Origin of the sequence: Dyadobacter sp. (assembly GCF_017744695.1) — a bacterium.
Lineage (GTDB): Bacteria > Bacteroidota > Bacteroidia > Cytophagales > Spirosomataceae > Dyadobacter.
This window is the reverse complement of sequence record NZ_JAGIAS010000002.1, coordinates 386,966-412,445: the sequence shown is the minus strand read 5'-3', so window position 1 is coordinate 412,445 and position 25,480 is coordinate 386,966. Positions and strand designations below refer to the sequence as shown.

The 25,480-nt window shown below is 49.3% G+C and carries 20 protein-coding genes; 4 read left to right on the top strand and 16 right to left on the bottom strand.

All coding sequences use genetic code 11. From position 1 onward, the window contains the following. Nucleotides 1–3 precede the first annotated feature (3 nt). Genes J7619_RS09265 through J7619_RS09250 form a run of 4 tightly spaced genes read right to left on the bottom strand, consistent with a single transcriptional unit; the run spans nucleotide 4 to nucleotide 6,073 of the window. Nucleotides 4–2,202, bottom strand: coding sequence for a DUF5682 family protein (locus J7619_RS09265; RefSeq protein ID WP_291197225.1), 2,199 nt, complete (start codon nucleotides 2,200–2,202; stop codon nucleotides 4–6). 10 nt (nucleotides 2,203–2,212) lie between these two features. Continuing rightward, nucleotides 2,213–3,295, bottom strand: coding sequence for an AAA family ATPase (locus J7619_RS09260; protein ID WP_291197223.1), 1,083 nt, complete (start codon nucleotides 3,293–3,295; stop codon nucleotides 2,213–2,215). 4 nt (nucleotides 3,296–3,299) lie between these two features. After that, nucleotides 3,300–4,763: a DUF5691 domain-containing protein gene (locus J7619_RS09255; RefSeq protein WP_291197221.1), complete on the bottom strand. Its 1,464-nt coding sequence runs from the start codon at nucleotides 4,761–4,763 to the stop codon at nucleotides 3,300–3,302. After that, nucleotides 4,760–6,073 carry an SWIM zinc finger domain-containing protein gene (locus J7619_RS09250; protein WP_291197219.1) on the bottom strand — a complete coding sequence of 438 codons (1,314 nt, stop codon included), beginning with the start codon at nucleotides 6,071–6,073 and terminating at the stop codon, nucleotides 4,760–4,762. Before J7619_RS09250 ends, J7619_RS09255 begins: the two co-directional genes overlap by 4 nt. 137 nt (nucleotides 6,074–6,210) lie before the next feature. On the opposite strand from J7619_RS09250, the gene J7619_RS09245 reads away from it, so the two are divergent. From J7619_RS09245 to pgi, 3 genes are all read left to right on the top strand, one after another. Beyond that, nucleotides 6,211–7,416 (top strand): heparan-alpha-glucosaminide N-acetyltransferase domain-containing protein, encoded by a 1,206-nt coding sequence (locus J7619_RS09245; RefSeq protein WP_291197217.1) that lies wholly within the window; start codon nucleotides 6,211–6,213, stop codon nucleotides 7,414–7,416. A gap of 69 nt (nucleotides 7,417–7,485) precedes the next feature. Beyond that, on the top strand, nucleotides 7,486–8,319 hold the full coding sequence (locus J7619_RS09240) for a sugar phosphate isomerase/epimerase (RefSeq protein WP_291197215.1): 834 nt from the start codon (nucleotides 7,486–7,488) through the stop codon (nucleotides 8,317–8,319). Between the two features lie 81 nt (nucleotides 8,320–8,400). Beyond that, entirely contained in the window at nucleotides 8,401–10,050 is a 1,650-nt protein-coding gene (gene pgi / locus J7619_RS09235; protein WP_291197213.1) for a glucose-6-phosphate isomerase, read from the top strand. Here pgi and J7619_RS09230 read toward each other — a convergent pair. After that, a complete protein-coding gene (locus tag J7619_RS09230; protein ID WP_291197211.1) occupies nucleotides 10,047–10,415 on the bottom strand; it encodes a VanZ family protein in 369 nt (122 codons plus the stop codon). The two genes, pgi and J7619_RS09230, sit on opposite strands and share 4 nt — an antisense overlap. A 188-nt stretch (nucleotides 10,416–10,603) precedes the next feature. Between J7619_RS09230 and J7619_RS09225 the strand changes: the two genes are divergently transcribed. Continuing rightward, complete coding sequence (locus J7619_RS09225; protein WP_291197209.1) at nucleotides 10,604–13,054, top strand: alpha/beta hydrolase-fold protein; 2,451 nt, start codon at nucleotides 10,604–10,606, stop codon at nucleotides 13,052–13,054. 128 nt (nucleotides 13,055–13,182) lie between these two features. On the opposite strand, the gene J7619_RS09220 is transcribed toward J7619_RS09225, so the two are convergent. The 11 genes from J7619_RS09220 to J7619_RS09170 form a co-directional block, all read right to left on the bottom strand. Further along, entirely contained in the window at nucleotides 13,183–14,001 is an 819-nt protein-coding gene (locus J7619_RS09220) for an SDR family oxidoreductase (RefSeq protein ID WP_291197207.1), read from the bottom strand. Further along, nucleotides 13,998–14,213, bottom strand: coding sequence for a hypothetical protein (locus J7619_RS09215; protein ID WP_106598341.1), 216 nt, complete (start codon nucleotides 14,211–14,213; stop codon nucleotides 13,998–14,000). The genes J7619_RS09220 and J7619_RS09215 overlap by 4 nt, the downstream gene beginning before the upstream one ends. A gap of 189 nt (nucleotides 14,214–14,402) precedes the next feature. Next, nucleotides 14,403–16,313, bottom strand: coding sequence for a molecular chaperone DnaK (dnaK, locus tag J7619_RS09210; protein WP_291197205.1), 1,911 nt, complete (start codon nucleotides 16,311–16,313; stop codon nucleotides 14,403–14,405). Nucleotides 16,314–16,504: 191 nt separating this feature from the next. Then, the gene (locus tag J7619_RS09205; RefSeq protein ID WP_291197203.1) at nucleotides 16,505–19,051 is read right to left on the bottom strand and encodes a phosphocholine-specific phospholipase C; all 2,547 of its coding nucleotides are present in this window, start codon (nucleotides 19,049–19,051) and stop codon (nucleotides 16,505–16,507) included. 111 nt (nucleotides 19,052–19,162) lie between these two features. Further along, nucleotides 19,163–19,693: a hypothetical protein gene (locus J7619_RS09200; RefSeq protein WP_291197201.1), complete on the bottom strand. Its 531-nt coding sequence runs from the start codon at nucleotides 19,691–19,693 to the stop codon at nucleotides 19,163–19,165. A 93-nt stretch (nucleotides 19,694–19,786) separates the two neighbouring features. After that, a complete protein-coding gene (rplT, locus tag J7619_RS09195; RefSeq protein WP_015810727.1) occupies nucleotides 19,787–20,131 on the bottom strand; it encodes a 50S ribosomal protein L20 in 345 nt (114 codons plus the stop codon). 102 nt (nucleotides 20,132–20,233) lie between these two features. Then, nucleotides 20,234–20,428 (bottom strand): 50S ribosomal protein L35, encoded by a 195-nt coding sequence (gene rpmI, locus J7619_RS09190; RefSeq protein ID WP_015810726.1) that lies wholly within the window; start codon nucleotides 20,426–20,428, stop codon nucleotides 20,234–20,236. 137 nt (nucleotides 20,429–20,565) lie between these two features. Next, nucleotides 20,566–21,120, bottom strand: a complete 555-nt coding sequence (gene infC / locus J7619_RS09185; protein ID WP_223410042.1) for a translation initiation factor IF-3 — start codon at nucleotides 21,118–21,120, stop codon at nucleotides 20,566–20,568. A 111-nt stretch (nucleotides 21,121–21,231) separates the two neighbouring features. Further along, nucleotides 21,232–23,175, bottom strand: coding sequence for a threonine--tRNA ligase (gene thrS / locus J7619_RS09180; protein WP_291197197.1), 1,944 nt, complete (start codon nucleotides 23,173–23,175; stop codon nucleotides 21,232–21,234). Nucleotides 23,176–23,235: 60 nt separating this feature from the next. Next, nucleotides 23,236–24,435 (bottom strand): lipopolysaccharide assembly protein LapB, encoded by a 1,200-nt coding sequence (locus J7619_RS09175; RefSeq protein WP_291197195.1) that lies wholly within the window; start codon nucleotides 24,433–24,435, stop codon nucleotides 23,236–23,238. Between the two features lie 6 nt (nucleotides 24,436–24,441). Beyond that, a complete protein-coding gene (locus J7619_RS09170; protein ID WP_291197193.1) occupies nucleotides 24,442–25,329 on the bottom strand; it encodes a class I SAM-dependent methyltransferase in 888 nt (295 codons plus the stop codon). Between the last annotated feature and the right edge of the window lie 151 nt (nucleotides 25,330–25,480).

Genomic DNA, 25,480 nt, shown 5'->3' with positions numbered 1-25,480 from the left:
TTTCTATTTAATAGCCATAAGCAACTCAAGTATCGGAAACACCTGCGCAGCTCTTTGAGGATCGATGTCGATTATTTGGGGGATTAATTTTCCGGATTGGCCCTGCTTTGCGCGCCCAGCGATTTTTCGTTTTTCCACATTGCTGAAATTGGCGAAGGTGCGCCGTAGTAATGGTACCACTTGTAGAAATGTCTCGTCGTTCAGCGACAGCAGCCAGTCATTTACTACGCCCCAGATCACGTCGTCCAGGATCAACACGGTGGCGGCGTCGTTCAAAAAGCCTTCCAGCCAGTTGGCAGAAGCCGATGGCTCATTGTTAAGTGATAATGCTTTTGAAAATGCATTGAAAGTGCTGTCCATGTCGAGCAGGCGGTTGTCATACAATGCCTTGCAACAATACCCCTGGATAAATGGCGCCGAGCGGTCGGAATGAAATATCGTTTCGAGTGTTGTTGTCCAGCCTTCCGTCAGATCCTGTTTTTCAAGCATTAAAATTGCCTGGTTAACATCCTTGATCTTGTCGGTCATCACTGCAGCCTGTTCATCGTCGATGCCGGTGCAACCAGCCGGCAAGCCTGCAATAATCCGATAGAAGATGGTTGTCACGATCAGGTCGATGCTTTCACGATCGGTCTTGCGCACATTACCGTACCGACTCACCTGCGCGAGCGGCGCGAATGCGTCCATCAGCATGGAAATATCAGAGGTCGTTGCTGCCAGCTCATCCATTTTTTGCATGACGGCGCCGAGCGCCACCGGTAAGTCGGCTGGAATCGCATTTTGCACCAGCGGCGTGATCTCATCCAGTCGCGCACATTTCCCAGCGGTACTTTTGAGGTATTTTGTGGCGGCTTCTTCAATGGTATTGCCCCATGGAGCTTTTTCCAGGAGTTTGATCGTCAGTTCGGGGTACCAGCGGAGCGTCCATTCTTCTTTGAATGTGCCTTTTCCGCTGACGGTTTCCATGGTACCCCAGTTAATATCGAGGAGTTGCAAACGGTGCAGCAAAATGCTCTTTTGCAGATCATTTTCTTCCCGCAAATCCAGCTTCAATGTTTTTTGTTCCGGCACTACCTTGATCCTGAATCGCTTGGCAAGCATTTCCAGGTCGCGTTGGAGCGGTACCTGCGGGGTTCCTTCGGGTATTTGCCCGAAGGCCTTACCGACAATCAGTTCCCGGTAAATGACTTTCATCAGTACGGGCTCACCCATGCACATCACTGCTACTGTGGCCTCGTTGAGCTCTTTCAGGCCGGGGCGCGACAGATTTCGCAAGCCCGCCAATGCACCGGCCAATCTTACCGCCTCAATGATGTGCGCTGAGGAGATATCGACATGGTTCTCGCGAAATACATGCGCGGTATGTGAAAGCCACAAAGTACCGTGGTCGTCGGGATGCTTCCAATGGTGCATATACCAACCCGGCGATTCCACGCCGGCTCCATAACCGCTTTCAAACGCCATCCGGTCGTTTGTCCAGGGAATCCAGGTGCTTTCTACTTTGGTTTTAGGAAGATTTTTCAACAGCGCGTCATCTTCCCGTTGTTTTGGCAAATGTGCCAGCGCCGGTACATGCCAGGCGCCACAGATCACTGCTATTCTTTCAAAACCTTCTTTCTGCGCAATGCGAATCGATTTTCGCATAAATGCTTCCCGAATTTCCTCCCGGCGGTCGTCGGCTGGTAAGGTTTGCCGGAGGGCTGTCATACTTTCCGCGATCGCCTCGAAAACTTCGTAGGGCTGCTGTACGATCTCGAAACGATGTTCCCACCATTCTTCCGGATCATCGAAACCCGCTATTTCGGCCAGGTAAGAGATAGGGTTTTTCCGTACATGCTCCGTGAGTTCGGACTTTTTGCTGTTTAGCGAGGTTTCCTGCCATTCCATCGCAAAACCGTGTGCCAGCGGCATGTCGATGAAACGCACGGGAATTTGGTTCCGTAGCGCGTACAGGATGGAATTCCATTCCGGGCTGTGAACGGTAAAAGGATAGAATACGGCCTGTTGGGGATTGTCGGGGACGTAGGCCAACAGCGCTACCGGCGGCTGCATATCCGCGTGCGTCGCCCACGACAGCATGGCTTCGCCTTCGGGCGGGCCTTCGATCAGGACGATATCCGGCTGAATTTCCGCCAATGCATTCAGCACATGCCGTGACGAGCCGGGGCCGTGGTGCCTGACCCCTAAAAGATGAACGGACATAGAATTCTGGTCAGATTATTTCCCTGCAAGCCCTGTAAATATCTTTCCAACCATCGCGTTGTTTGAGCACGGTTTCCATATATTCCTGGAATACGATCTTGTCCTGTATCGGATCTTTGATGATCGCGCCGATAAGTCCGCTTGCCAGATCATCGGCTTTCAGGCTTGCGTCGCCGAAATGGTAAGCCAGCGATAACCCGCTGTTCATCACCGATATAGCCTCCGCTGTGCTCAATGTGCCGGAAGGGGATTTGAGCTTTGTCTTGCCGTCAGCGGAAACTCCGCTGCGCAACTCGCGGAAGACTGTGACGACGCGGCTGATCTCTTCCAAAATTGGTTTTTCAATAGCCAGATCGATCGATTTGCTGAAACTCGCAACTCGCTGCTGCACGATTTCCACTTCTTCTTCGACTGTCTCCGGTACTGGTAAAATTACTGTATTGAACCTGCGCTTCAATGCACTCGACAAGTCATTGACACCCTTGTCGCGGTTGTTGGCGGTAGCAATGATATTGAAACCGCGAACTGCCATCACCTTGGTATTCAGCTCCGGAATCGGGAGCATCTTTTCGGAAAGAATGGTGATGAGGCTATCCTGCACATCCGAGCCGATGCGCGTAAGCTCTTCCACACGCACAATTTTGCCTTCTTTCATTCCCCGCATCACAGGCGTTTCGACAATGGCCTCGGGTACGGGCCCGGCGGAAAGCAGTTGTGCATAGTTCCAGCCATACCGCACGGATTCTTCACTGGTACCGGCAGTTCCCTGGATCACAAGACCGGAGTCTTCCGAAATGGCTGCACTTATGTGCTCGGAAACCCAGGATTTGGCTGTTCCCGGCAAACCGTACAGCAACAGCGCACGATCCGTAGTGAGGGTTGCCACGGCGATTTCCATGAGCCTGCGGTTGCCGATGTATTTGGGCGATACATGAAATCCATTAGCTAGCTTTCCGCCCATGAGGTATGTTACCACCGCATGTGGCGATAGTAACCAGTTTTCGGGCCGTGCGTGTTTGTCTTGTTTTTTTATCTCCTCGATTTCCTGCGCGAACTGCGCTTCGGCGGTCTGTCGTAAAATATTTTGTGACATGTTTTTAAGCAATTTTTTTTCTTAGTTCGACCAAGCGCATCATTTCTAATACCTGGTTTTTAAAATATCTAAATGGGTAGTCCTGCCGGGGATCGTCGGCATATTTTTTCAGAATGGGCATTGTGCTGTCAGGTAGCTGCAATCCAAGGCGTTGGTAGGTTCCCTGGTTGATGTGGTAAGGGAACTTTGAGAGGTGGTCGAGCAATTGTTCGGCCAGCCGCGCGGGTAGGAGCGAATAGGCGTCGTTCAGCAGATATGCAAACAGGTTAGCGGCATTACCGTTTAAAAATTGCAGGTAAAACGGCAATCGCTCTGACTCTTCCAGCGCATCCAGTAACCCGATGTCGCGTGCATCCCCGCGGTGCAGCAGCGCCAGCGCCCAGGATTTACATTTGAACCGAATGGCCGAAGAGGTGAGGAACGGTAGCAGCACCTTAGCCGCGGGGTGGTCTAGGAATAATGTAATTAAGCTTTGTTCGCTTATATTCAGCATATTAGATAGTTCTACCGGATCCGCCAACGAAAGCAGCTGCCCTGCGATGAATACATGGTCCTGAACGCCTTTTTCAGCACTTACCTTTTCAATACCTGTTTTAAAGATGTTTTCTTCGAACGTCACGTCCTCAGCAATAACAAGCTTCTTTTTCTTTGTAACCAGCAAATGCCTTTCTTCACGAACCTCTATCATCCGGCGCAGACATTCGAGATGATAGCGATTGATGGCCGAGCCCTGAATCTGCCGAAGCAATCCAATAGCGACTTCCCGTACTTTCTGACTTTTGTCAGTGATCAGTTTTTGAAGAAAAGGTTCGTCCGAGAGCGACAGCCCGTCGTGCAGTAATTGCAAAAATGCCAGCCGGTTGTTGGCATTTTCCTGGGTGAATGTACTTTCCAGCAGTATAATGGCTGCACCGGGGTCTTTTTTGCGCAACGCGGAAAGGAACCCTTTTCTGCTTTCTATCGACCCGATGTCCCAAACATTCTCATCTTCGGTCGTACCGTCCCGCAAAACTTTCCAACGCGGATTCAGGCCGCAAAGCCATTCGCCGGTCTTCCCACAAATACGGATTAGCTTTTGTTTGTCATACTTTTTTTCAAGTGCCTTGTCGAGAATGCCGGGAACAAGTTGTGCCTGAATCACTTCGTTCCGTTGCGCAATCCTGAACACCAGAAATGCGAATAAGACCTCATTCTGATCTGCGATGGCTGATTGCACCAAGGCAGCGAGCTGACTGGTGACGATCGCCTGCGGTTCGGGCGGGCATTCCGGTAATTGCGAATCTATGACAAGTGGTTTGGCACCAGCCTCTTCGTAAAGTAACGACACAAATGCCATCTTCAGAAAGCGGTCTTCCTTGCTTGTCGGCAATGCATCTATCTTGGTATAAATCTCCGGCGCTCCTTTCGGTATTTCGGGGATGTACCTGTCGGTGCCCAGCAATGCCGCCTTCAATATTTCTGTATTCATGATTTAAGGAAAATGCCCTGCCGGGCCGCGGAGATGAAATGTAAATCGAATTGGCCCTGATCACAAACACCGAAGGTTGAAAACCGGCGCCCACCGGAAAATGCAAGCATATTCCAGCATTCGTCTTCGGGATTCGATATCGGAACGCTTAACCCTTCCAGGTCGGTCACGAACCAACGGTCGCTCGTGAGCGTGGCTTTCACATCTTCGATCATAAATGGTATCTGCTCTATAAACGGGTTACGGCTTAATGTATCCGAGATGTTATTGTATATGATTGAAAATGAGTTGGGTATATTTGCATGCATCGAGCGATCGGTCACAGGACGTTGCTCGCGAATGAGCGCACGCATGGGGACGGAGGCGGGGTAATACACGATATCGGCATCTATTTGCAAACCCGGAACGAGTATTGTCTGATACGGCTGGTTTCCGGCGTAAAAATTCAATAACAGGGCAAACTGTTTAGTTCTCAGGCCGTACAGCCATATTCGCTCCGTAGTTACATTGCTTTCCTCGGTCATGGTTACCGACAAGACAATCCAGTTATCGGTAACGGGCTCTGTTTGTGAAACTTCTTCCTTGGAAATCGTCCAGCCGATCAGCGTGGATATGTCCCGGGCAGTCCCGGCTGGCAGCGTATCACGATTAAGATATCCCTCCGATATCATATAAATACCTGATAGTTTTTTCAACAGCTGTTTTTGCCAGCCATCGTTGAAAAAGTTGATTTCGTTGATTTGACGCAGCTGGCTAGCGAGCCCACCCGCTTGTGCATCTACCATCCGGGCGGTAATGTTGCTGTGAAATTGGTAGGCCTGCTGAGGTATGTGCGCAATGCCCGCGCGTATAACATCACCCAGCCAGGCACGTATTTCTTCAATACCACCATTCACCTTCTTTTCCCGCGACTCCGCGCGTTTGATACGGGCGGTTTCGTCCACAGGTTTTTCTTGTGTCGTTTCGCGGGCTGTCTCCCGTGCCTGTCGTTTCGAAAGCCATTCCGTAACATAAGCCGGTAATTCTTCACCAGTGGTAAATGCGGTACGATCTTCGGAAAAAAGTAAAAACAATCCCAAACCGTGTTTACAGGGAAACTTCCGGCTGGGACAGTTGCATTTGAACGCAATGTTAGTCAGGTCGATGGCGGTCTGATAGGGATTTTTACCACTGCCGTGGCATTCGCCCCAGATTGCCACGTCGTTACAAGCCCTGGTAACCCATTTGTGATGAGTGGCTAATTGCAGGCCTGCCTTCGCAGAAGCACTGTCGGGTGCGAGTTGAAGAATCTGTTCGCGGGTATATTGCATTAAAATGATCTCTTTAATCGGAAAGTCAAAAATAGAAATTGCGGGGAATAAAATTCAGGTAAATGAGCAAATGCTCCTCATATGCTATCCGGAGGCGAAAATCGATTATATTAGGTCTTCCTAAACCAAACCTTCTGATGAACAAAATTTCCTCCCCCTCGCTCCGCCTGGATTCGATCGACGTATTCAGGGCGGTCACCATGTTTTTAATGATTTTCGTCAATGACCTTTGGACGCTGGAAGACGTTCCCGATTGGTTGAAACACAGTAAAGCGGCCGAAGATGCAATGGGTCTTTCGGACGTCGTATTCCCCGGATTCTTGTTTATTGTCGGCCTTTCGATTCCCTTCGCTATCGCTAATCGCAAGAAGAAGGGGGATTCTGATGCATTGATTATCAGGCATATTACGGAGCGTACATTTGCGTTGCTGCTCATGGGCGTATTCATCGTGAACTACGAAAATATTGCGGGCGACGCGATGGTGGTCAATAAGTACATCTGGGAAATCGGCATGGTGATTGCTTTTTTTCTCATATGGAATGTTTACCCTCAGTCCCCGGAGAAGAAAGGATTTTATAATGCATTGAAGATAGCGGGCTACCTGCTATTGGTGGCGTTGGCAGTAATTTACAAAGGTGGCGACGCCGGGAATCCATCCTGGATGGGAACGCACTGGTACGGGATATTGGGCCTCATCGGCTGGTCGTACCTGCTCGGTTCGCTCGCGTATCTGCCTACGCGTGACCGACTCTCGTGGGCGATCGGTGGATGGTTGTTTTTTGTCCTGTTCAATCTGGCCGACTATGCGGGTGCACTGGACTTTCTCGATCCGGTCAGAAAGTTTGTCTGGATTGTAGGCAGCGGGTCGATGCCGGCTTTTGTGATGGGGGGTGTTGTTGCTTCGGTGATTTACCGGAATAGTGTCAGCCGAAATGCAGTGGGTAGCACGTATCTCGTGATGCTCGTTGTTTTGGGATTGATATGTTTGGCATATGGCGTCGGCACCCGGCCATTTTGGGGTATTTCAAAAATCAGGGCTACGCCGGCTTGGGTGGGCATTTGTTCGGGTATCAGCTTTTTGGCGTTTGCATTCCTGTTCTGGCTGGTTGATCTGAAAAAGATTAAAAAATGGGCGAACATCATCAGCCCTGCCGGAACGGCTACACTCACCTGCTACCTGATTCCTTATATATGGTACGCCGTTATCACCCTGGCCGGCATCAGCCTCCCCATGTTTCTGCGCACCGGATTGATCGGCCTTGTGAAATCCGCCTGTTTTTCATTGCTGGTCATTTTGCTTACCGGGGCGATCAACAGGGTTGGTGTAAAACTTAAGATTTGAGTCGATAGGTGGTAAATCGGCGAGTCTTCGTCTTTTATCTATACAGCAATTACTTTTAATTTAAATAGAATGAATTCGAGAAGAACATTTGTCAAAAAAGGTATCGCGGGGCTAATCGCCGGCAGTATCATTTCACTTCCGGAGAAAAGCAATGCTGCTCCGGCTAAAAAAGAGGATACTTTCAAGCTCGGTATGGCCGGTTACAGCTTTGTTCATTTCAAACTCGACGAGGCGCTCGAAATGATGAAGAAGACAGATGTTCATTATTTGTGTATCAAGGATTTCCATTTGCCTTACAATAGCACGGCCGAGCAGATTACGGCGTTTCACCAGAAGTTGAAAGACGCCGATGTGACCGGTTACGCGGTGGGGCCGATTTATACCAAGACCCATCAGGAAATCGACGATGCATTCGATTATGCCAAAAGGGTGGGTGTGGATTTGATCGTCGGTATTCCTAATCACGACGATCTGAAATATGTAGAGCAGAAAGTGAAGGAGTACAATATCCGCTACGCCATCCACAACCATGGGCCGGAAGACAAGCTGTATCCAAATGCGACTTCGGTGTACAACCATGTGAAGGATCTCGATCCACGGGTAGGGCTTTGTTTTGATATGGGGCACAACCGCCGCGACAACCAGGACTCGGTCGCTGATCTGGGCAAATACAGCAAACGCATTTTCGACATTCACCTCAAAAATGTCACGGCTGCTACCAAGGATGGTAAAACCTGCGAATTGGGAAGAGGAATTATTGATATTCCTGCATTTGTAAAAATGCTGCGCAAAGTGAAATATACAGGGTCGTGCAGCCTTGAATATGAGAAAGATATGAAAGAACCGCTGGCCGGTATCGCCGAGTCGGTCGGCTATTTCCGGGGAGTTTGCCAGGCGAGTTAATGAGGAAAACGCGCATTAAGTGCCGTAAAACCCTATTTTTGCATGACCAAGGTTTGATTTTTTACCATAACGCCAAAACTAATGCTATCAAACGTCCCCTTTGATCAGTTGGCGGCTTATAAAAAGCTGAAAACGCATCACAAAACCATTTCGCAAAAGCATTTAAAAACACTTTTCGAGGAAGACACCGACCGTCATAAAAAGTTCTCCATCCGTTTCGGGGACATATTGCTGGATTATTCCAAAAACCGCATTACCTCGCGTACGCGCTCTTACCTGGTTCAGTTGGCCGAAGAGGCGGGCCTGGCCGAGGCGATCGAGGCGATGTTCACCGGCGCGAAAATCAATGCGACCGAAGGACGTGCCGTTTTGCACACCGCATTGCGCAACCGGTCCAACGAGCCCGTGCTCGTGGATGGCAAGGATGTGATGCCGGATGTGAATGAGGTACTTGCGAAAATGAAGGATTTCTCGACGCGGGTGCGTTCGGGCGCGTGGAAGGGTTACACCGGAAAGGAAATCACCGACATCGTGAACATCGGTATCGGCGGCAGCGACCTGGGCCCCGTAATGGTGACCGAGGCGCTGAAAGCTTATGCGAAAAATGGACTGAATGTGCATTTCGTGTCCAACGTAGACGGAACGCACATTGCCGAAACCGTGAAGTCGCTTAACCCCGAGACGACTTTGTTCATGATCGCGTCCAAGACTTTTACCACGCAGGAAACGATGGCGAATGCGCACAGCGCACGTAGCTGGTTCCTGGAAAAGGCTTCGGATGAAGAACATGTGAAAAAGCATTTCGTCGCGATTTCTACCAACCGCGTGGAAGTGGAGAAATTCGGAATTGATCCGGAAAACATGTTCGGTTTCTGGGATTGGGTAGGAGGTCGCTACTCGCTCTGGTCGGCCATTGGTTTGTCGATCGCTTGTTACGTGGGTTTCCAGAATTTCGAGCAGTTGCTCGCAGGCGCGCACGAGATGGACAAACATTTCCGCACGACTAAACTGGAACGTAACATTCCGGTGATTCTTGCATTGATCGGAATCTGGTACAACGATTTCTTCGACGCGCAAACGCAGGCGATCCTTCCTTACGATCAGTACATGCACCGTTTCGCGGCTTACTTCCAGCAGGGCGATATGGAAAGTAATGGAAAGAGCACCGGTCGTGATGGTAAGCCTGTGGGTTACCAAACTGGTCCGGTGATTTGGGGTGAGCCGGGTACCAATGGTCAGCACGCATTTTACCAGCTGATCCACCAGGGTACCAAACTGATCCCTTGCGATTTCATCGCACCGGCCATCAGTCACAATCCGCTGGGCGAGCACCACAAAATGTTGCTGTCCAACTTCTTCGCTCAGACTGAAGCATTGATGAACGGCAAGACGGACGAGGAAGTCCGCGCCGAACTGAAAGCTGCCGGAAAGAGCGATGCGGAGATCGAGCAGATCGCTCCGTTCAAAGTTTTCTCAGGTAACCGCCCAACCAACTCGATCCTCGTGAAGAAGATCACCCCGAAAGTACTGGGAAGCCTGATCGCGATGTACGAGCACAAGATTTTCGTTCAAGGTATCATTTGGAACATTTACAGCTTTGACCAATGGGGTGTCGAGCTGGGCAAACAATTGGCCAACAAAATTTACCCCGAGTTGCAAAACGACTGGCCTGTTACCAACCACGATAGTTCTACAAACGGTTTGATCAACCAATACAAACGCTGGCGCTAGTTTTTCAGCACCAGTTTTGTGAAAAGATAACCGATTAATACACCAGCAGCATCTGCCACGGCGTCCCACCAGTCAAAAGTGCGGTCGAATGGCAGAAGCTGCTGGTAAAATTCCAGCCCCAGCCCGTAAGCCATTCCCAACCCCACCACCAAACGGCTTTTTTCAGGGTAAATAATCAGCGCGAGAATCGCCCACACCGTAAAGAGTCCCGAGTGGACAATTTTATCAAAACCTACGACGGGAGCAGCGGGTATGTCTTTGCCCGGCCAAGTGCACGCAACCAAGATTAGAAAACTCCAAAACCAGATAAGCCATTGACGCTGAGCAATAAATTGAATCGTCGATTGTGAAAATTTTGAGGTCATAGTTGTGAAATTGTACACCGAAAGTTACGTCTCATTTTTTGAATTATGGCAACGCGACAACTAAAAAAGGGTCATTTGAGCCAGTTTTGAGGGCATTTTACTGAATTATGAGTTAATTAAAAATTGGGAGTACTATTCTTAATATTTTTTATTAAGTTTAATTCTCTCTGATCACTAAACCTCTTTCCATGAAAAGGATTTTTGCGACACTCTCACTACTATTTATTTTTTCCCAAAACCAGGCACAATCGGTTTACCATTTTGAGGAAGGACTGGCTGTTGGCCCATGCCATCAATACGGGCGGGAAGCATTGTATACCGACCAACTGGCTTATCAACTTTACAAAGGTACACTCAAACCACAAGAAGGAAGTATTTTATTGACAGATCCCAAAGGAGGAGAGATTAAGTGGAAAAAAGTGCAGACCGACTCGACACACCGTTTCCGTGGTGATTCATTTTCCAACGGATATGTTTATCTGACTTACGAATCTAAAAAAGAACAAACGGCAATTCTGACGATTACCGGTCAGGATATGATTTTCCTGAATGGCGTTCCGCGTGGAGGTGACATGTACCGTTACGGTTGGATGCATTTACCAATTGTCCTTAAAAAAGGGAAGAATGAAATCTACGCACGGGTGGCGCGCTTCGGACGTTTTGGCGGCATAACGGCCAATCTCACTTTTCCTGAAAAGGCAGTTTCCATTAATACAGAGGATCTTACGATTTCCGATGTGGTTCCCGGTTTCAAAAATGATTCACTATGGACAGGCGTAGTGATCTCGAACATGACCAGAAAGCCATTGGCCGGTCTGGAAATGAAAACGGCCGTAGCTGGAAAGGACATTGTAACAAAACTTCCATCGGTACCGGCTATGACATTGCGGAAAGTGGGAGTGCTTATAGACGGCAGCAAGGTTACAGGTATCGGCAAGAATGAGGTTTCGCTCAACTTGCTGCAAAGTGATAAAGTTATCGATCAGTCGAAAATTGCAATCCAGTCGGTAGAGACGGGGAAGCAATTCAGCCGCACATTTGTGAGCGAGCTGGATGGCAGCGTGCAATACTATGCTGTTTCCCCGCAGATCAAAAATGATTCGAATGGGCAACCGGCATTGTTTTTCTCAGTGCATGGCGCTGAGGTGCAGGCGATTAGCCAGGCCCGTGCATACAAACCCAAAGATTGGGGAGTACTCGTGGCGCCCACAAACCGACGTCCGCGCGGATTCAACTGGGAAGACTGGGGACGGATGGATGCATTGGAAGTACTGGGTATTGCGAAGAAGCAATTCAACCCGGACCCATCTCGTATATACCTGACCGGTCATTCTATGGGTGGGCATGGCACCTGGTTCCTGGGCGCAACCTATCCGGAAAAATGGGCAGCGATTGCTCCATCCGCAGGCTATCCTACGTTGGCCGCTTATGGTTCGCACGATGGTGTGATCCCCGATAGCGCCGGGTCGCCGATTGAAGCTATGTTGCTGAGAGCGAGTAATCCAAGCAATGTTTTGGCATTGACTTCCAACTACAAAAGTCTGGGCGTGTACATCGCGCACGGGGACGCGGACAGGACCGTACCCGTTACGTACGCGCGCCAGATGCGCGACATTCTCGGAAAATTCCACCGCGATTTTAGCTACTATGAGCACATTGGTGGCGAGCATTGGTATGGAGACATTAGTGTGGACTGGCCACCAATCTTCAACTTTTTCAGCTGGCATTCAATCCCCAAGGATACAACAGTAACCTCGATCGATTTCAAAACGGCTAACCCCGGTGTCTCTTCGCGTATGCGCTGGGCAGGGATACATCAGCAAATCAATGCATTGAAATACAGTCAGATAAAGTTGACTAGCAGTAAAAAAGATTCGAGAATTGAAGGGACTACCGAGAACGTATCTTTGCTTTCATTGGACCTTGGCGCATTCGCACCCGGTTCAAAATTAAATATTGTGCTGGACGGAAAAGCGCCGGTCGAATATATGGTGAAGGGAAATGAAACCATTTACCTGAAAAACGACGGCGACTGGAAGGAGGCGGTTGCGCCTGCGTCAATGGAGAAAAACCCGGAGCGTAGTGGCACATTGAAAGATGCATTCAGAAACCGCATGGTATACGTGTACGCGACGGGTGGAAATGCTGAGGAGAAGGCCTGGGCATTCGAGAAGGCGACATTCGATGCGGAGTCATGGTACTACCGTGGCAACGGTGCGGTGGATATCATTTCGGACAAAGACTTTGATCCACAGCAGTTTAAGGATAGAGGTGTGATACTTTATGGCAACAAAAGTACCAACCTCGCATGGGATAAGGTCCTGAAAAATTGTCCGGTAACCGTAACAAGCGGCAAGATCGATGTCGGTGGGAAACAATTTACAGGTAACGATCTGGCTGCCTACTTCATTTATCCGAGGTCGGATAGTAAGAGCGCTTCGGTAACGGTCATTTCCGGAACTGGCAAGGCAGGCTTTCAGGCAGCGAATGCCAACCAGTATTTCAGCGGCGGTAGCGGGTTCCCGGATCTGATGATATTCTCGGCTGATATGTTGAAGAACGGAATCAAGGGCGTGAAAATGTCCGGATTTTTCGGAAACGACTGGTCGGTGGAGCGTGGGGAGTTTGTGGAGCAATAGATAGGGCTGTAAGCTTTAAGCGGTAGGTTTTAAGCTAAAAGGCTATATGTGAATCGGTTATGATGCCCGACTTCACATATAGCCTTTAACTATTTTGCTTATAGCTTACAGCCTATCGCTTATAGCTCCTAACCATTATCGGCGAATTCGGGATATAATGTCATCCCACCATCAATGTACAATGTTTCGCCATTGACATAATCCGAGTCATCCGATGCCAGCCAGGCAACTGCTTTGGCAACATCTTGTGCGGTACCGATCCTTTTGTAGGGAATCAGGTGAAGCAAACTTTGATACTTTTCGGGATCTGACCATACCTCCTGGTTGATGGGCGTTTTGATTGCGCCAGGGCTTACCGAGTTCACACGAATTTTGTATGGCGCAAGCTCCTGCGATATGGATTTCATGAACATCATCACGCCACCCTTCGAAGCAGCGTAGTTGACATGCCCCGCCCAGGGGATCACGTCATGTACGGAGCTCATCAATACAATTTTTCCGATCGCCAATTCGCTGTGATTGGTTTCAGTAACTGCCTGTTGCTGAGCGATAAACTGCCTGGCAGCTTCGCGGCAGGTAAGGAATTGGCCCGTCAGGTTGACGTCGATTACTTTTTGCCATTGTTCCAAAGTCATTTCCAGGAATGAGGCATCTTTCTGCAAACCGGCATTGCTGACGAGCACATCGACGCGGCCAAACTGGTTGACTGTTTCGGCAAATAGTGCTTTTACATCTTCCTCCTTACTCACATCGGCTTTCACCAGAACTGCACTTCCGCCATTGGCTTTGATTTCATCGACAACTTCCTGGCCGGCAGCTGCATTGGAACTGTAATTCACAACCACGTGCGCCCCGTTGTTGCCGAAATGCAATGCACAAGCCCGACCGATTCCGGAACTGGATCCCGTGACGATGACGACCTGATCTTTGAATTTCAGTTCGATCATATCATTTCTTTTTCGACAGCTTTCAATTTTTTCCAAACGCGGCGGTTCACATTTTTTACCGCCCAATTTTTCGCAATCAGAATTGCTTTGGAAACGGCCTCGCGAGGGGAGATGTTGGTAGATCGTAAAAGTTCCTGGGCGACGGCCACCGCTTTTTCGCGGGTAGTAGGAGAAAGGTACATCAATTCTGGCAATGCGATTCTTGCGTCCATAGGAGTCTGAATTTTTTTAGTGGTTTGATTAGATTGATGAAGATTTGCTTTGGATTGAAAAAATCAGTGCCACTGACTTTGGAGCTGATTTTCTGTTATTATATACGCTTTGTCACCCCAAAATGTAACACTGCGTGTAAAAAAAATCCCCATCTGTTTAACGGACGGGGATTTTTTCTAATCTCATTCTTATTTTACTTCTTCGAAATTGACGTCCGTCACATCGTCAGTCGAACCGTTGTTGCTGGCACCTGCGCCAGGGTTTCCGGTCGGGCCGCCTGCGCCTGGTTGGCCTTCACCACCTTGTGCGTACATTTCCTGAGCGGAAGCTTGCCATGCCGCATTCAGTTTTTCGGATGCAGCGTCGATAGCCGCGAGGTCCTGAGACTGGTGAGCGGTTTTCAATTCTGCCAGCGCAGCTTCGATGCTCGATTTGTTGCTGTCAGAAAGTTTGTCACCATATTCTTTTAACTGTTTTTCAGTTGAGAAGATCAGGCTGTCAGCTCCGTTGATTTTTTCGATTTTCTCACGTTCCGCTTTGTCAGCAACTTCGTTGGCTTTTGCCTCTTCACGCATTCTGTTGATTTCGGCGTCGGTCAAACCGCTGGAAGCTTCGATACGGATCTTTTGCTCTTTGCCGGTTCCTTTATCTTTCGCTGAAACGTGCAGGATACCGTTCGCATCCACGTCGAATGTTACTTCGATCTGAGGTACACCGCGTTGTGCTGGTGGAATGTCGGACAAATGGAAACGACCGAGTGTACGGTTGTTTGAAGCTTGCGGACGCTCACCTTGCAATACGTGGATTTCCACAGATGGCTGATTATCAGCGGCAGTCGAGAAAGTTTCTGTTTTCTTCGAAGGAATAGTTGTGTTCGCTTCGATCAGCTTGGTGAACACGCCTCCCAATGTTTCGATACCGAGTGACAAAGGAATAACGTCCAAAAGGAGTACGTCTTTCACTTCACCAGTCAATACACCACCCTGGATTGCAGCACCTACGGCCACCGCTTCGTCAGGGTTAACATTTTTCGAAGGTTTTTTACCAAAGAATTTCTCCACTTCTTCCTGTACGCGAGGGATACGGGTCGAACCACCTACGAGGATTACTTCGTCGATGTCGTTGTTTGAATATCCGGCATTTTTCATCGCTCTCTTGCAAGGTTCCATCATGCGTTGGAACAGAGAATCAGCGAGTTGCTCGAATTTCGCGCGGGTCAAAGTACGAACCAAGTGTTTTGGAATACCATCAACCGGGAAGATGTATGGCAAGTTGATTTCAGTCTGAGTAGAGCTCGACAATTCAACTTTTGCTTTTTCAGCAGCTTCTTTCAAACGCTGCAGCGCCATTGGATCTTTTCTCAGGTCAACGCCTTCGTCTTTCTGGAATTCGTCAGCCAACCAGTTGATAATCACCTGGTCGAAGTCGTCACCACCCAGGTGGGTATCACCGTCGGTAGATTTTACTTCGAATACGCCATCGCCCAGTTCAAGGATGGATACGTCGAAAGTACCACCACCCAAGTCGAACACGGCAATTTTCATATCCTTGTGCTGTTTGTCAAGGCCGTAAGCCAGGGCAGCAGCAGTAGGTTCGTTAATGATACGTTTTACATCCAGACCAGCGATCTGACCCGCTTCTTTCGTAGCCTGACGTTCCGCATCGTTAAAGTATGCAGGAACGGTGATCACCGCTTCGGTAACTTCCTGACCCAGATAGTCTTCCGCAGTTTGTCTCATTTTTTGAAGAATGAATGCAGAAACTTCCTGCGGTGTATAAAGGCGGTCACCGATAGGAATGCGTGGGGTATTGTTAGGGCCTTTTTCTACGCTGTACGCAACCGTCTTCATTTCAGAGGTTGTGTCATCGTATTTTTTACCCATAAATCTTTTGATGGAGCTAATAGTATGCTTGGGATTGGTAATCGCCTGACGTTTGGCCGGTGCTCCGATTTTGCGTTCACCATTATCCATGAATGCAACTACGGAAGGGGTAGTGCGGGCACCTTCGCTGTTGGCTATTACAACCGGCTCGTTACCCTCCATGACAGCCACGCAGGAGTTCGTTGTTCCTAAGTCTATGCCAATAATTTTTCCCATTGTTCTATTTTATAAGTTAAGTATGATTTGATTCTGGACTTATGACCGCCGGGCGCCGGAGCGTCGGGGCACCGGGGTGCCTTTTTTGACGGTCACTGGGAGTTTTATTAAAAACCCCGTACCAGCAACTTTCCTATAAAACCGGAATGACAAAGTGTCAGGCCAAAAAATGGCCTGACGATGGGATAGTTTCAGCTGATCATTTGACCCATATAAGGGTCGCTCTGGCTGGCAGCACCGGTTTCGACATGCCCTGCGAACCGTGAGAATGCATTTTCCACGCCTTCCACAGCGACGGTGAAATCATACCAGTTGAAGCTTTTCGCAAGGTTCAGTACGATACTTTTGTGTGATTTTGCGCCCGCCGGAGCTTTTTCAAGCGCAATGGTTTGAGCAGCAGAACCATAAGCATTATCGGTAACCTTCAATACAGCCTTCTGGCCCGGATGCAGGTTGCTGATTTTCAGTTCGATATGGCCGGTCGGTTTTTTGCTGCGGTCGAGCTGGTAAGTGCATTCTATCTTTAAAAAGCTGTTTTCTTTGTTGCCGCGGTATTCGCGGAAGAAGCCGTTCGGGCCGTACACCTTTAAATGGTAATGCTGATTTTCGAAATCGGCGGGATTCCAGGAGCCGGTCAGGGCGTCGCCGGCTTTCACCGCGTAATTCCAGACTTTGACATTTTCATTTTTGTATTTTCCCGGGGCATACACGATAAATGGCGAGCCGGCAGATTTGTCGTGAAATATGCCATTTCTGGCTTCCAGCTTAATTTCAAATGTATTTTTGGCAGAGTTGTATGTGCCGTCGGCATATAATTCATACGGGATGGCACAGGCAGGGCGCGTTCCTTTTTCCTGATTTGGCAAAATAGGAGAGGTGAGCGGGTTGCTATTCACCTCGTCGATCTCGTTTTTGGACAAGGCCTTATAACCATTCGGCAGTTTTTTGAACTTGGCGTTGAAAATGCTTTCCATAAACTCGGCCCTTTCCACGAAGGTGGGAAGCTTTATTTCCTGGCCGTCATAAGGCGTGAAAGTCGAAGTGAGGTCGCCGCAAATGGTACGTCGCCATTCCGTGATATTCGTTTCCTTCACCTGTTTGCCAGATTTCAGGCTCACAAATTTTTCGAGGAATTGCAAAATAGAGGTATGGTCGAACACCTCTGAACATACATTGCCTCCCCTGTTCCAGGGCGAAGCGACGATGAGCGGTACCCGGTAACCCAGGCCGATCGGGCTTTCCCGGCATTCTTCTTTCTTTTTTTTCTGCATGTCCTGCTCCATGGTCACAAACTCCGTCTTGCAATCGATGCCTGCCGAGACGGCGCCGGTGTCTTCTTTATATGGATTAGGCACGACATACGGCGGCACGTGGTCGAAATAACCGTCGTTCTCGTCGTAGCAGAGAATGAAAATCGTCTTTTTCCAAACCTCGGGATCAGCCGTCAGGATATCGATGACTTCCGAAACGTACCAGGCACCATACCAGGGCGCGCCCGGGTGATCCGAAAAGTTTTCAGGTGCGACAAGCCAGGAAACGGTCGGTAATGAACCAGTTTTTACATCGGAGCGGAATTGATGCAAAACGTCGCCCATAGGCGCTTTGGCTTCATGCTCAATATCGCCGTCCTGGTATTTTACCGTGGTAACCTTCCGGTAGTCAGGATCATTTTTATTGATGGTGAACGCCTTGTTGTGAATGTTTTTCTGGCGCTGCGATAGTTTCTCGAACTTTTCAGGGCTCCAACGGATCAGTTCCTCATTAGCCAGTTTCAGTAATGCGCGTTTTTCTTTTAATACTTTTTCAAGATCGGCAGCCTCTTTGCCGGAGACCGATTTGAGCTTGGTCTGCGTCTCTTCGATCTCGCCGGGCAGCATTTGCTGGCGCTCTTTCAGGTACCGCTGGTATCCGGTATGGTAACGGATATTGTATTGCGTAAACCATTCAATCGGATTATCGGTGAAATTGGCGAGCCACGCATCTTCTTCACCGGTGAAACCTGTATTGATACTCAGTTCGTTTTGATATATTCTCCACGAGATACCGTTGTCTTCGAGACGCTCAGGGAATGTAGTCCAGGTAGCTTCGCGGTCGTCGGTCACATTCTCGTTGCGAATGTTCGCGTAATGTTTGTCGGGATCGGTGTTCTCGCGTACGGTACCTGTCCATAGGTAAAGCCGGTTGGGTGTGGTACCGGTCAGCGACGAGCAATAATTCTGATCGCAGACGGTAAATGCATCCGCCATGGCATAATAGAAAGGAATATCCTCCCGATTATAGTAACCTTGCGTCAGGGGCATTTTGGCATAATCCTTATTGCCGGGTTGCTTGGCGATCAGCCATTGATCATATTTTCCACCATTGCGCGCATCTATCTGGTTGGGCCACGAGTGCGGGAGCGAGCCCATCCAGGTTGCTTTGGACTCTTTGATATTCAGGCGGAAAGGTACGTATGTTTCGCCGAACGCGTTGGTTTGCAGCCAAACGAGATTATTGTTCGGCAGCGTAATGGCCCGCGGGTCATTAAAACCCCGAACACCGCGGAGTGTTCCATAGGAATGGTCGAACGAGCGGTTTTCCTGCATCAATATGACCACGTGCTCCGCGTCCTTCCAGGTTGTACCCTTGGGCGGGTTAATGGCCAGTGCTTTCTGAATCGAAGCGGGTAGGGTGCTGAACAATCCGGCTGCTCCTGTGAGCATGGTGGCTTTCCGGATAAATTCTCTTCTTGAGTCCATGGTTAAGGTGAGTTATAAAAAAGAAAAAGGGCTTTTACGATAGTACATCATTTTGTGCAAATGTACTATCGTTTTAAAGCCCTTGTTTTATCAGGCAATTAATCTTTGCAATTACTTTCCGCCGAAGAGGCCACCCAGCATTCCGCCCAGGTCGATACCGCCGGAAGCCGGTTTGCCCTGCTGGTCGTTGGCGCCGCCGAAAAGACTGCCGCCCATTTGAATGAGCGATCCGAGGTCGAAACCGCCTCCCTGAGCGCCCCCACCTCCTTGAACGCCGCCACCTTGTCCACTAAATTGGCCGATTACTGCGCCTAGTACGCCTGGCAGCACCGAGTTTACGATGTTGCCCGCCACCTGACTGTTCAAGCCGAACTTCTGAACGATCGCGCCGACAGCGTTGGTTGCGATGGATGCCACGATTGGATTATTGAGAAGTGAGGCTGCGGAAGTACCGCTTTCGCCCCCGAAAAGTCCCAGCAGCCCGCTGATGTTGCCGCTCTGGACTTGTTCTTGTAAGCCGCCTGTGATAGAGCTGGTCAGCGTATTAATTACCTCCTGATTGTGTTCGTTGGGAACATCAGGATTGTCAACAACCGATTGTTGCGAATTTTGTTGTACGAGGTCGAAGAGTTGTTCCAGCATTTTTATTTGGTTTTGAGGTACGATAGTAAATTATCACCTGCAATATCCAAATTTTATGCAAAAAAAATCCCGCCGGAGAGGCGGGATGCTGTTTTATTTTACTTGATCAACGATCGCTTTGAATGCGTCAGGGTGGTTCATCGCGAGATCCGCCAGAACTTTCCTGTTCAGCTCGATGCCTTTTGCATTAAGTTTGCCGATGAAAGCAGAATAAGACAATCCGTGTTGACGGGTTCCTGCGTTGATACGCTGGATCCACAATGCGCGGAAATTACGTTTCTTCTGCTTACGGCCTTCGTATGCGTAAGCCAAACCGCGCTCAACGGCGTTCTTGGCAACGGTCCATACATTTTTACGACGGCCAAAATAGCCTTTCGCAAGTTTTAAAACTTTTTTACGTCTTGCACGTGACGCTACGTGATTTACTGAACGTGGCATAATTTAACTGTTTTTGATAATCGGCGCCCTGCTGGGACTTTAATGCCTTTTATCGGGTTGAACAAAAAACCAGAATTTAATTTCTGAATTGGCTTTTACGGATTATTTCCGAAGCATTGCCAATACTTGCTTCTCGTTAGACTCATCGATCAGACCAGTCTTCACCAAACCACGCTTGCGCTTGTTTGATTTTTTGGTCAGGATGTGGCTGTGGAAAGCGTGCTTACGTTTGATTTTTCCGGTGCCAGTCAGCGCGAAACGCTTTTTAGCCCCAGAGTTGGTTTTCATTTTAGGCATGATTCAAAAAACTAATAGTTGATAAAATATAAAACAGCGCGCAAAATTAGCGAAATTTTACACAAAAATAAAATCGTGTTCCCGACATGGAGCCGAAAACACGATTTTCTATATAATATGCTTTACGAATCAGCTTATCACTTGCCTTTCGCGGGCGCAGGAGCGAGGATGATCGTCATCCGTTTTCCTTCCAGCTTAGGTTCCATTTCAAGCTTGCCGTAGTCGGCCAATGCTTCGGAAAATTTCTTCAAAAGGTTCACACCGCGCTCTTTGAAAACGATCGTACGTCCTACGAAATGCACGTATGCTTTTACTTTTGAACCCTCTTTAAGGAAGTTGGTCGCATGTTTCAATTTGAAATCGAAGTCGTGGTCATCCGTGTTCGGGCCGAAACGGATTTCCTTGATAACCACTTTCTGCGCTTTCGCCTTAATCTCCTTTTGTTTCTTTTTCTGCTCGTACTTGAACTTCGAATAGTCAACTACTTTGCAGACCGGAGGAACTGCCGTTGGCGCAATCTCAACGAGATCAAGCCCTTGTGCCTTCGCCATTGCTCGGGCTGTATTGATATCCACGATGCCCGGCTCAATGTTTTCGCCGACCAATCGTACTTCTTTTGCTGTAATTCGTTCGTTAATTTTGTAAGGTTCTTCGGGAATCCTCATCCGTCCACTAGGGGGTCGTAATGCCATATAATTTGTATTGGTGTTTTTTTTGTTTTTGGTGGAAATCGAAAAAATTAACACTAGCTCCACAAAAATAGTGCCTTATTGCTGGAATAATACTAAAATCTTACAAAAACATCAAGCAATAGCGGCTTCCTTTTTGAAAAACGCGGTAAACTCTTCGACCGTCATACTTCCCAGGTCGCCCTCACCTTTGCGGCGTACCGAAAGCTTTCCTTCCGCTGCTTCCTTTTCACCGACGATGAGCATGAAAGGTACTTTGGTAACTTCCGCATCACGGATCTTGCGGCCGATTTTTTCATCGCGGTGATCCACAAAGCCCCGGATATCGTGATCCTGCAACTGGAAGAAAACATCTTCCGCGTAGTCAGCGAACTTCTCCGAGATTGGCAGAATGGCAATCTGATCCGGGGACAGCCACAGCGGGAATTGGCCCGCGGTGTTTTCGATCAGGATCGCGGTGAAGCGTTCCATGGAACCAAATGGCGCGCGGTGGATCATAACGGGGCGGTGTTTTTGGTTATCCGAACCGGTATATTCCAGTTGGAAACGCTGCGGAAGCTGGTAATCCACCTGGATGGTACCCAACTGCCATTTACGTCCCAATGCGTCGCGCACCATGAAGTCGAGCTTCGGACCGTAGAATGCAGCCTCGCCCAACTCGGTTACAGTGCTCAGGCCGCGTTCAGCCGCCGCTTCGATGATCGCGCTTTCCGCTTTTTCCCAATCCTCGTCCTTACCAATGTATTTCTCTTTGTTATTAGGATCGCGAAGGGAGATCTGCGCGCTGTAATCGTTAAATCCAAGTGATTTGAACACATACAATACGAGGTCGATCACACGGATGAATTCTTCCTTCACCTGGTCGGGGCGGCAAAAAATGTGCGCATCATCCTGCGTGAACCCGCGTACGCGTGTAAGCCCGTGCAACTCGCCGCTTTGCTCGTAACGGTAAACTGTTCCGAACTCCGAGAACCGCAAAGGCAGGTCTTTGTAGGAGCGGGGAGAGGTTTTGTAGATCTCGCAGTGGTGCGGACAGTTCATCGGTTTGAGCATATACTCTTCTCCGGGGTTAGGGGTTTTAATGGGCTGGAACGAATCCTTACCATATTTATCCCAGTGGCCCGAAGTCACGTACAAGTCCTTACTACCGATATGCGGGGTGATCACAGGCGTGTAACCCGCGCGCGACTGCGCCTTGCTCAGGAACGCCTGCAAGCGCTCGCGCAGCATGGCACCTTTCGGCAACCACAATGGCAAACCTTGTCCTACCTTTTCCGAGAATGCGAAAAGCTCCAACTCCTTACCGAGGCGGCGGTGGTCACGTTTTTTGGCCTCTTCCATCAAGGTTACGTACTCTTCCAATTCTTTTTGTTTTGGAAAAGTAATGCCGTAAATGCGGGTCAACATTTTGTTTTCCTGCTTGTTACGCCAGTATGCGCCCGCGATGTTGGTCAGTTTGGCGGCTTTGATGAAACCTGTATTCGGGATATGCGGCCCGCGGCATAGATCGGTGAACCCGCCTTGCTCGTACAATGTAATAGAGCCGTCTTCCAGCCCGTCGATCAGTTCCAGCTTGTATTCATCACCCTTTTTGGTAAAATAGTCGATGGCTTCCGCCTTGCTGATCGGCTTGCGGATATATTCGTTCTTCTGGCGCGCCAGTTCCAGCATTTTCGCTTCGATTTTGGGGAAATCTTCCTGAGAGATGCTCTGTCCGCCCAAGTCTACATCATAGTAAAAGCCCTTTTCGATCGAAGGCCCCGTACCGAACTTGATTCCCGGGTACAGCGCTTCCAATGCCTCGGCCAGCAAGTGGGCCGAAGAGTGCCAGAATGTAGCTTTACCATCCTCGTCGTTCCACGTCAGCAGTTTTACCAGGGAGTCCTCCGTGATCTGGCGCGTAGGGTCCCAGACTTCATTGTTGACTTTGGCGGCTATCACGTTCCGTGCAAGCCCTTCACTGATACTGAGCGCGATTTCGAGAGCGGTTACCCCTTTTGGGTAAAAACGTTCGCTACCATCGGGCAGGGTAATTTTTACTTGAGACTCGTCTTTCATTCAAAAAAATAATTCTGTGGTATGGTTCAATGGCAATGCGGCAGGCCGCAAAACACAAAGCTATTCAATTTTAGCTTTGCGCGAAGAGTCCACGCGGATATTTGTAGTACCACGCGGTTGGATAATATTAATTTTAACCCGCGCTGTATCCAGTAATTTGTAGCCCGGGTTGGTATTTTCCTCAGGATAGTAGGAGGGGTACAACCCTTCCGACTCGATTTTCCGGATGCGGTACATCCCGTAACGCGCGTCCTGGTCACCGGGGGCGATGGTCAGGGCCGTTTCATAATAGGTTTTGGCAATATCGAGCTCGCCGCTTTTTTCGTAAGCGTAACCCAGCATATTGTTGATTTCTTTCGACTGCGGCTTTTTTCTCAAAAGCGTCTTCAATGCGGGGATCGCCTGCGGATAGGCGCGCAGCTGCATGGCCACCGTCGCCAGCTGGTTGAGTGCCTCGTCGTAGTCGGGCTGGATCGCCACCGCCTTTTGATAGTAGATCAGGGCGGTATCCGGTTGCGCCAGCGCATTCAGGATTTCGCCCCTTCCGAAAAACAGGCTTGCGCGCTCGGGAAAACGTTTCAGCGCTTTTTCATTGATAGCGAGTGCTTCGGCCGTATTTTTCAATTTGAGGTTGATCATCGTGCCCTGCTCGTATGCGCGCAGCAACCGCGGATTGACATTCATCGCGTAGTTAAGGCTTGCGAGGCTTGCCAGCGAATCGCCCTGTCTTGCCTGCAACATACCTTTGACATAATAGGCAGAACCATCGTAAGGGGCCATTTTCAATGCCTGGTTCAGATATCCGGCAGCCTCGCCGAAGCGGTTTTTGGCTTGCAGAATGTCGGCCAGCAACACATACAGCTCAGGACTGCTTTGCTGCAATGCCTCCGCGCGTTGCGCGTCTTCCAACGCATTGTCGATCTTGCCGAGCTCGCGGTTGATTTTCCCGCGCAGGAGAAAGTATTCGCTTACATTATCCTGCTCGTAAATCGATTCGTTGATATCGTCGAGCGCCTCCGAATACTGCTCCCGTTCAAAGTAAATGCGCGCCCTTTTGAAATAATTCACGTCGGAATCGATCCCGCGGTTGATCAGGTCGGTCAGCGACAGCAGCGCGTCGTTCTGCCACTGTGCTTTGCCGTTTTTGATCACCGGCGGGATGCGCGTGGATGTGCGCGCGTCGCTCTGGCACGACTGTTCGAGCCCACCCAGTGCGATGAGTACTGCAAATGGTAAATATTTCAGCTTGTCAGACTTCATTCGCCACTAAACATTCTGGTCTGAAAAACGTGAAAACACACCCAACGGCAGCTTCTTGCCAAACGAATCGGGAATGAACAATTCACCGAACTCGTGTTTGATCTCCGTTCCGAAATGCGTTTTGATCAGGTTTTCCACGATCAATGCAGAGAAACCCAGCGAGTACAGGTTAATGATAAAAAAGAAGTTCTTTTCCTTTAATAACTGTGCACAGAGCCTCAGTAGTTCATTCAAACTTTCTTCCAAAAGCCATTTCTCGCCATCTGGCCCGCGTCCGTATGCAGGAGGGTCGAGGATCAGGCCATTGTATTGGTTACCGCGGCGCACTTCACGCTGCACGAATTTCAATGCATCCTCCACTATCCAGCGGATATTGTTCAGGCCGGAGAGCTCCATATTCTCGCGCGACCAGCTGATCACCTGCTTCACCGAATCGACGTGCGTCACATCCGCGCCGGAGGCCTTTGCGGCCAGCGAGGCAATACCGGTGTAAGCAAACAGGTTCAGCACCGATGGTTTTTCCTCCGGCATCTGTTTCAGAGTCCGCGCAATAAAATCCCAGTTGGTAGCCTGTTCGGGAAATACACCTACGTGTTTGAAAGACGACAATGCGAGTTTCGTGCGCAAATGCAGTTCTTTCGTGCGGTATTGAAACACCCATTTATCGGGCATATCGCCTTTGGTGATCCATTGCCCTTTTTCCTGGGAATTCTTATCCTTTTTGAAAACGGCATTCGAACGCTTGTCCCATTCGGCTTCTGAAAGTGACTTGTCCCATATTGCCTGTGGCTCAGGGCGCGAAAGAATGTACGGCCCGAATTTTTCGAGCTTTTCGAATCCGCCGCTGTCGATTAATTGGTAGTCGGTATGTTGGTCTGGTGAAAGTAGTATCAAGGTGTACTTCGGCTTTCGGCTTGCGGCCGTCGGCACTTTTTAGGGTTGAAAATAGCTCCGGCAGGAGCAACCAGTTTATAGATTAAATGATTTCATTATGATTCCGGGCTCCGGTAGGAGCCTCCTGCTGCGGCAAAGGTAACTCCTACGG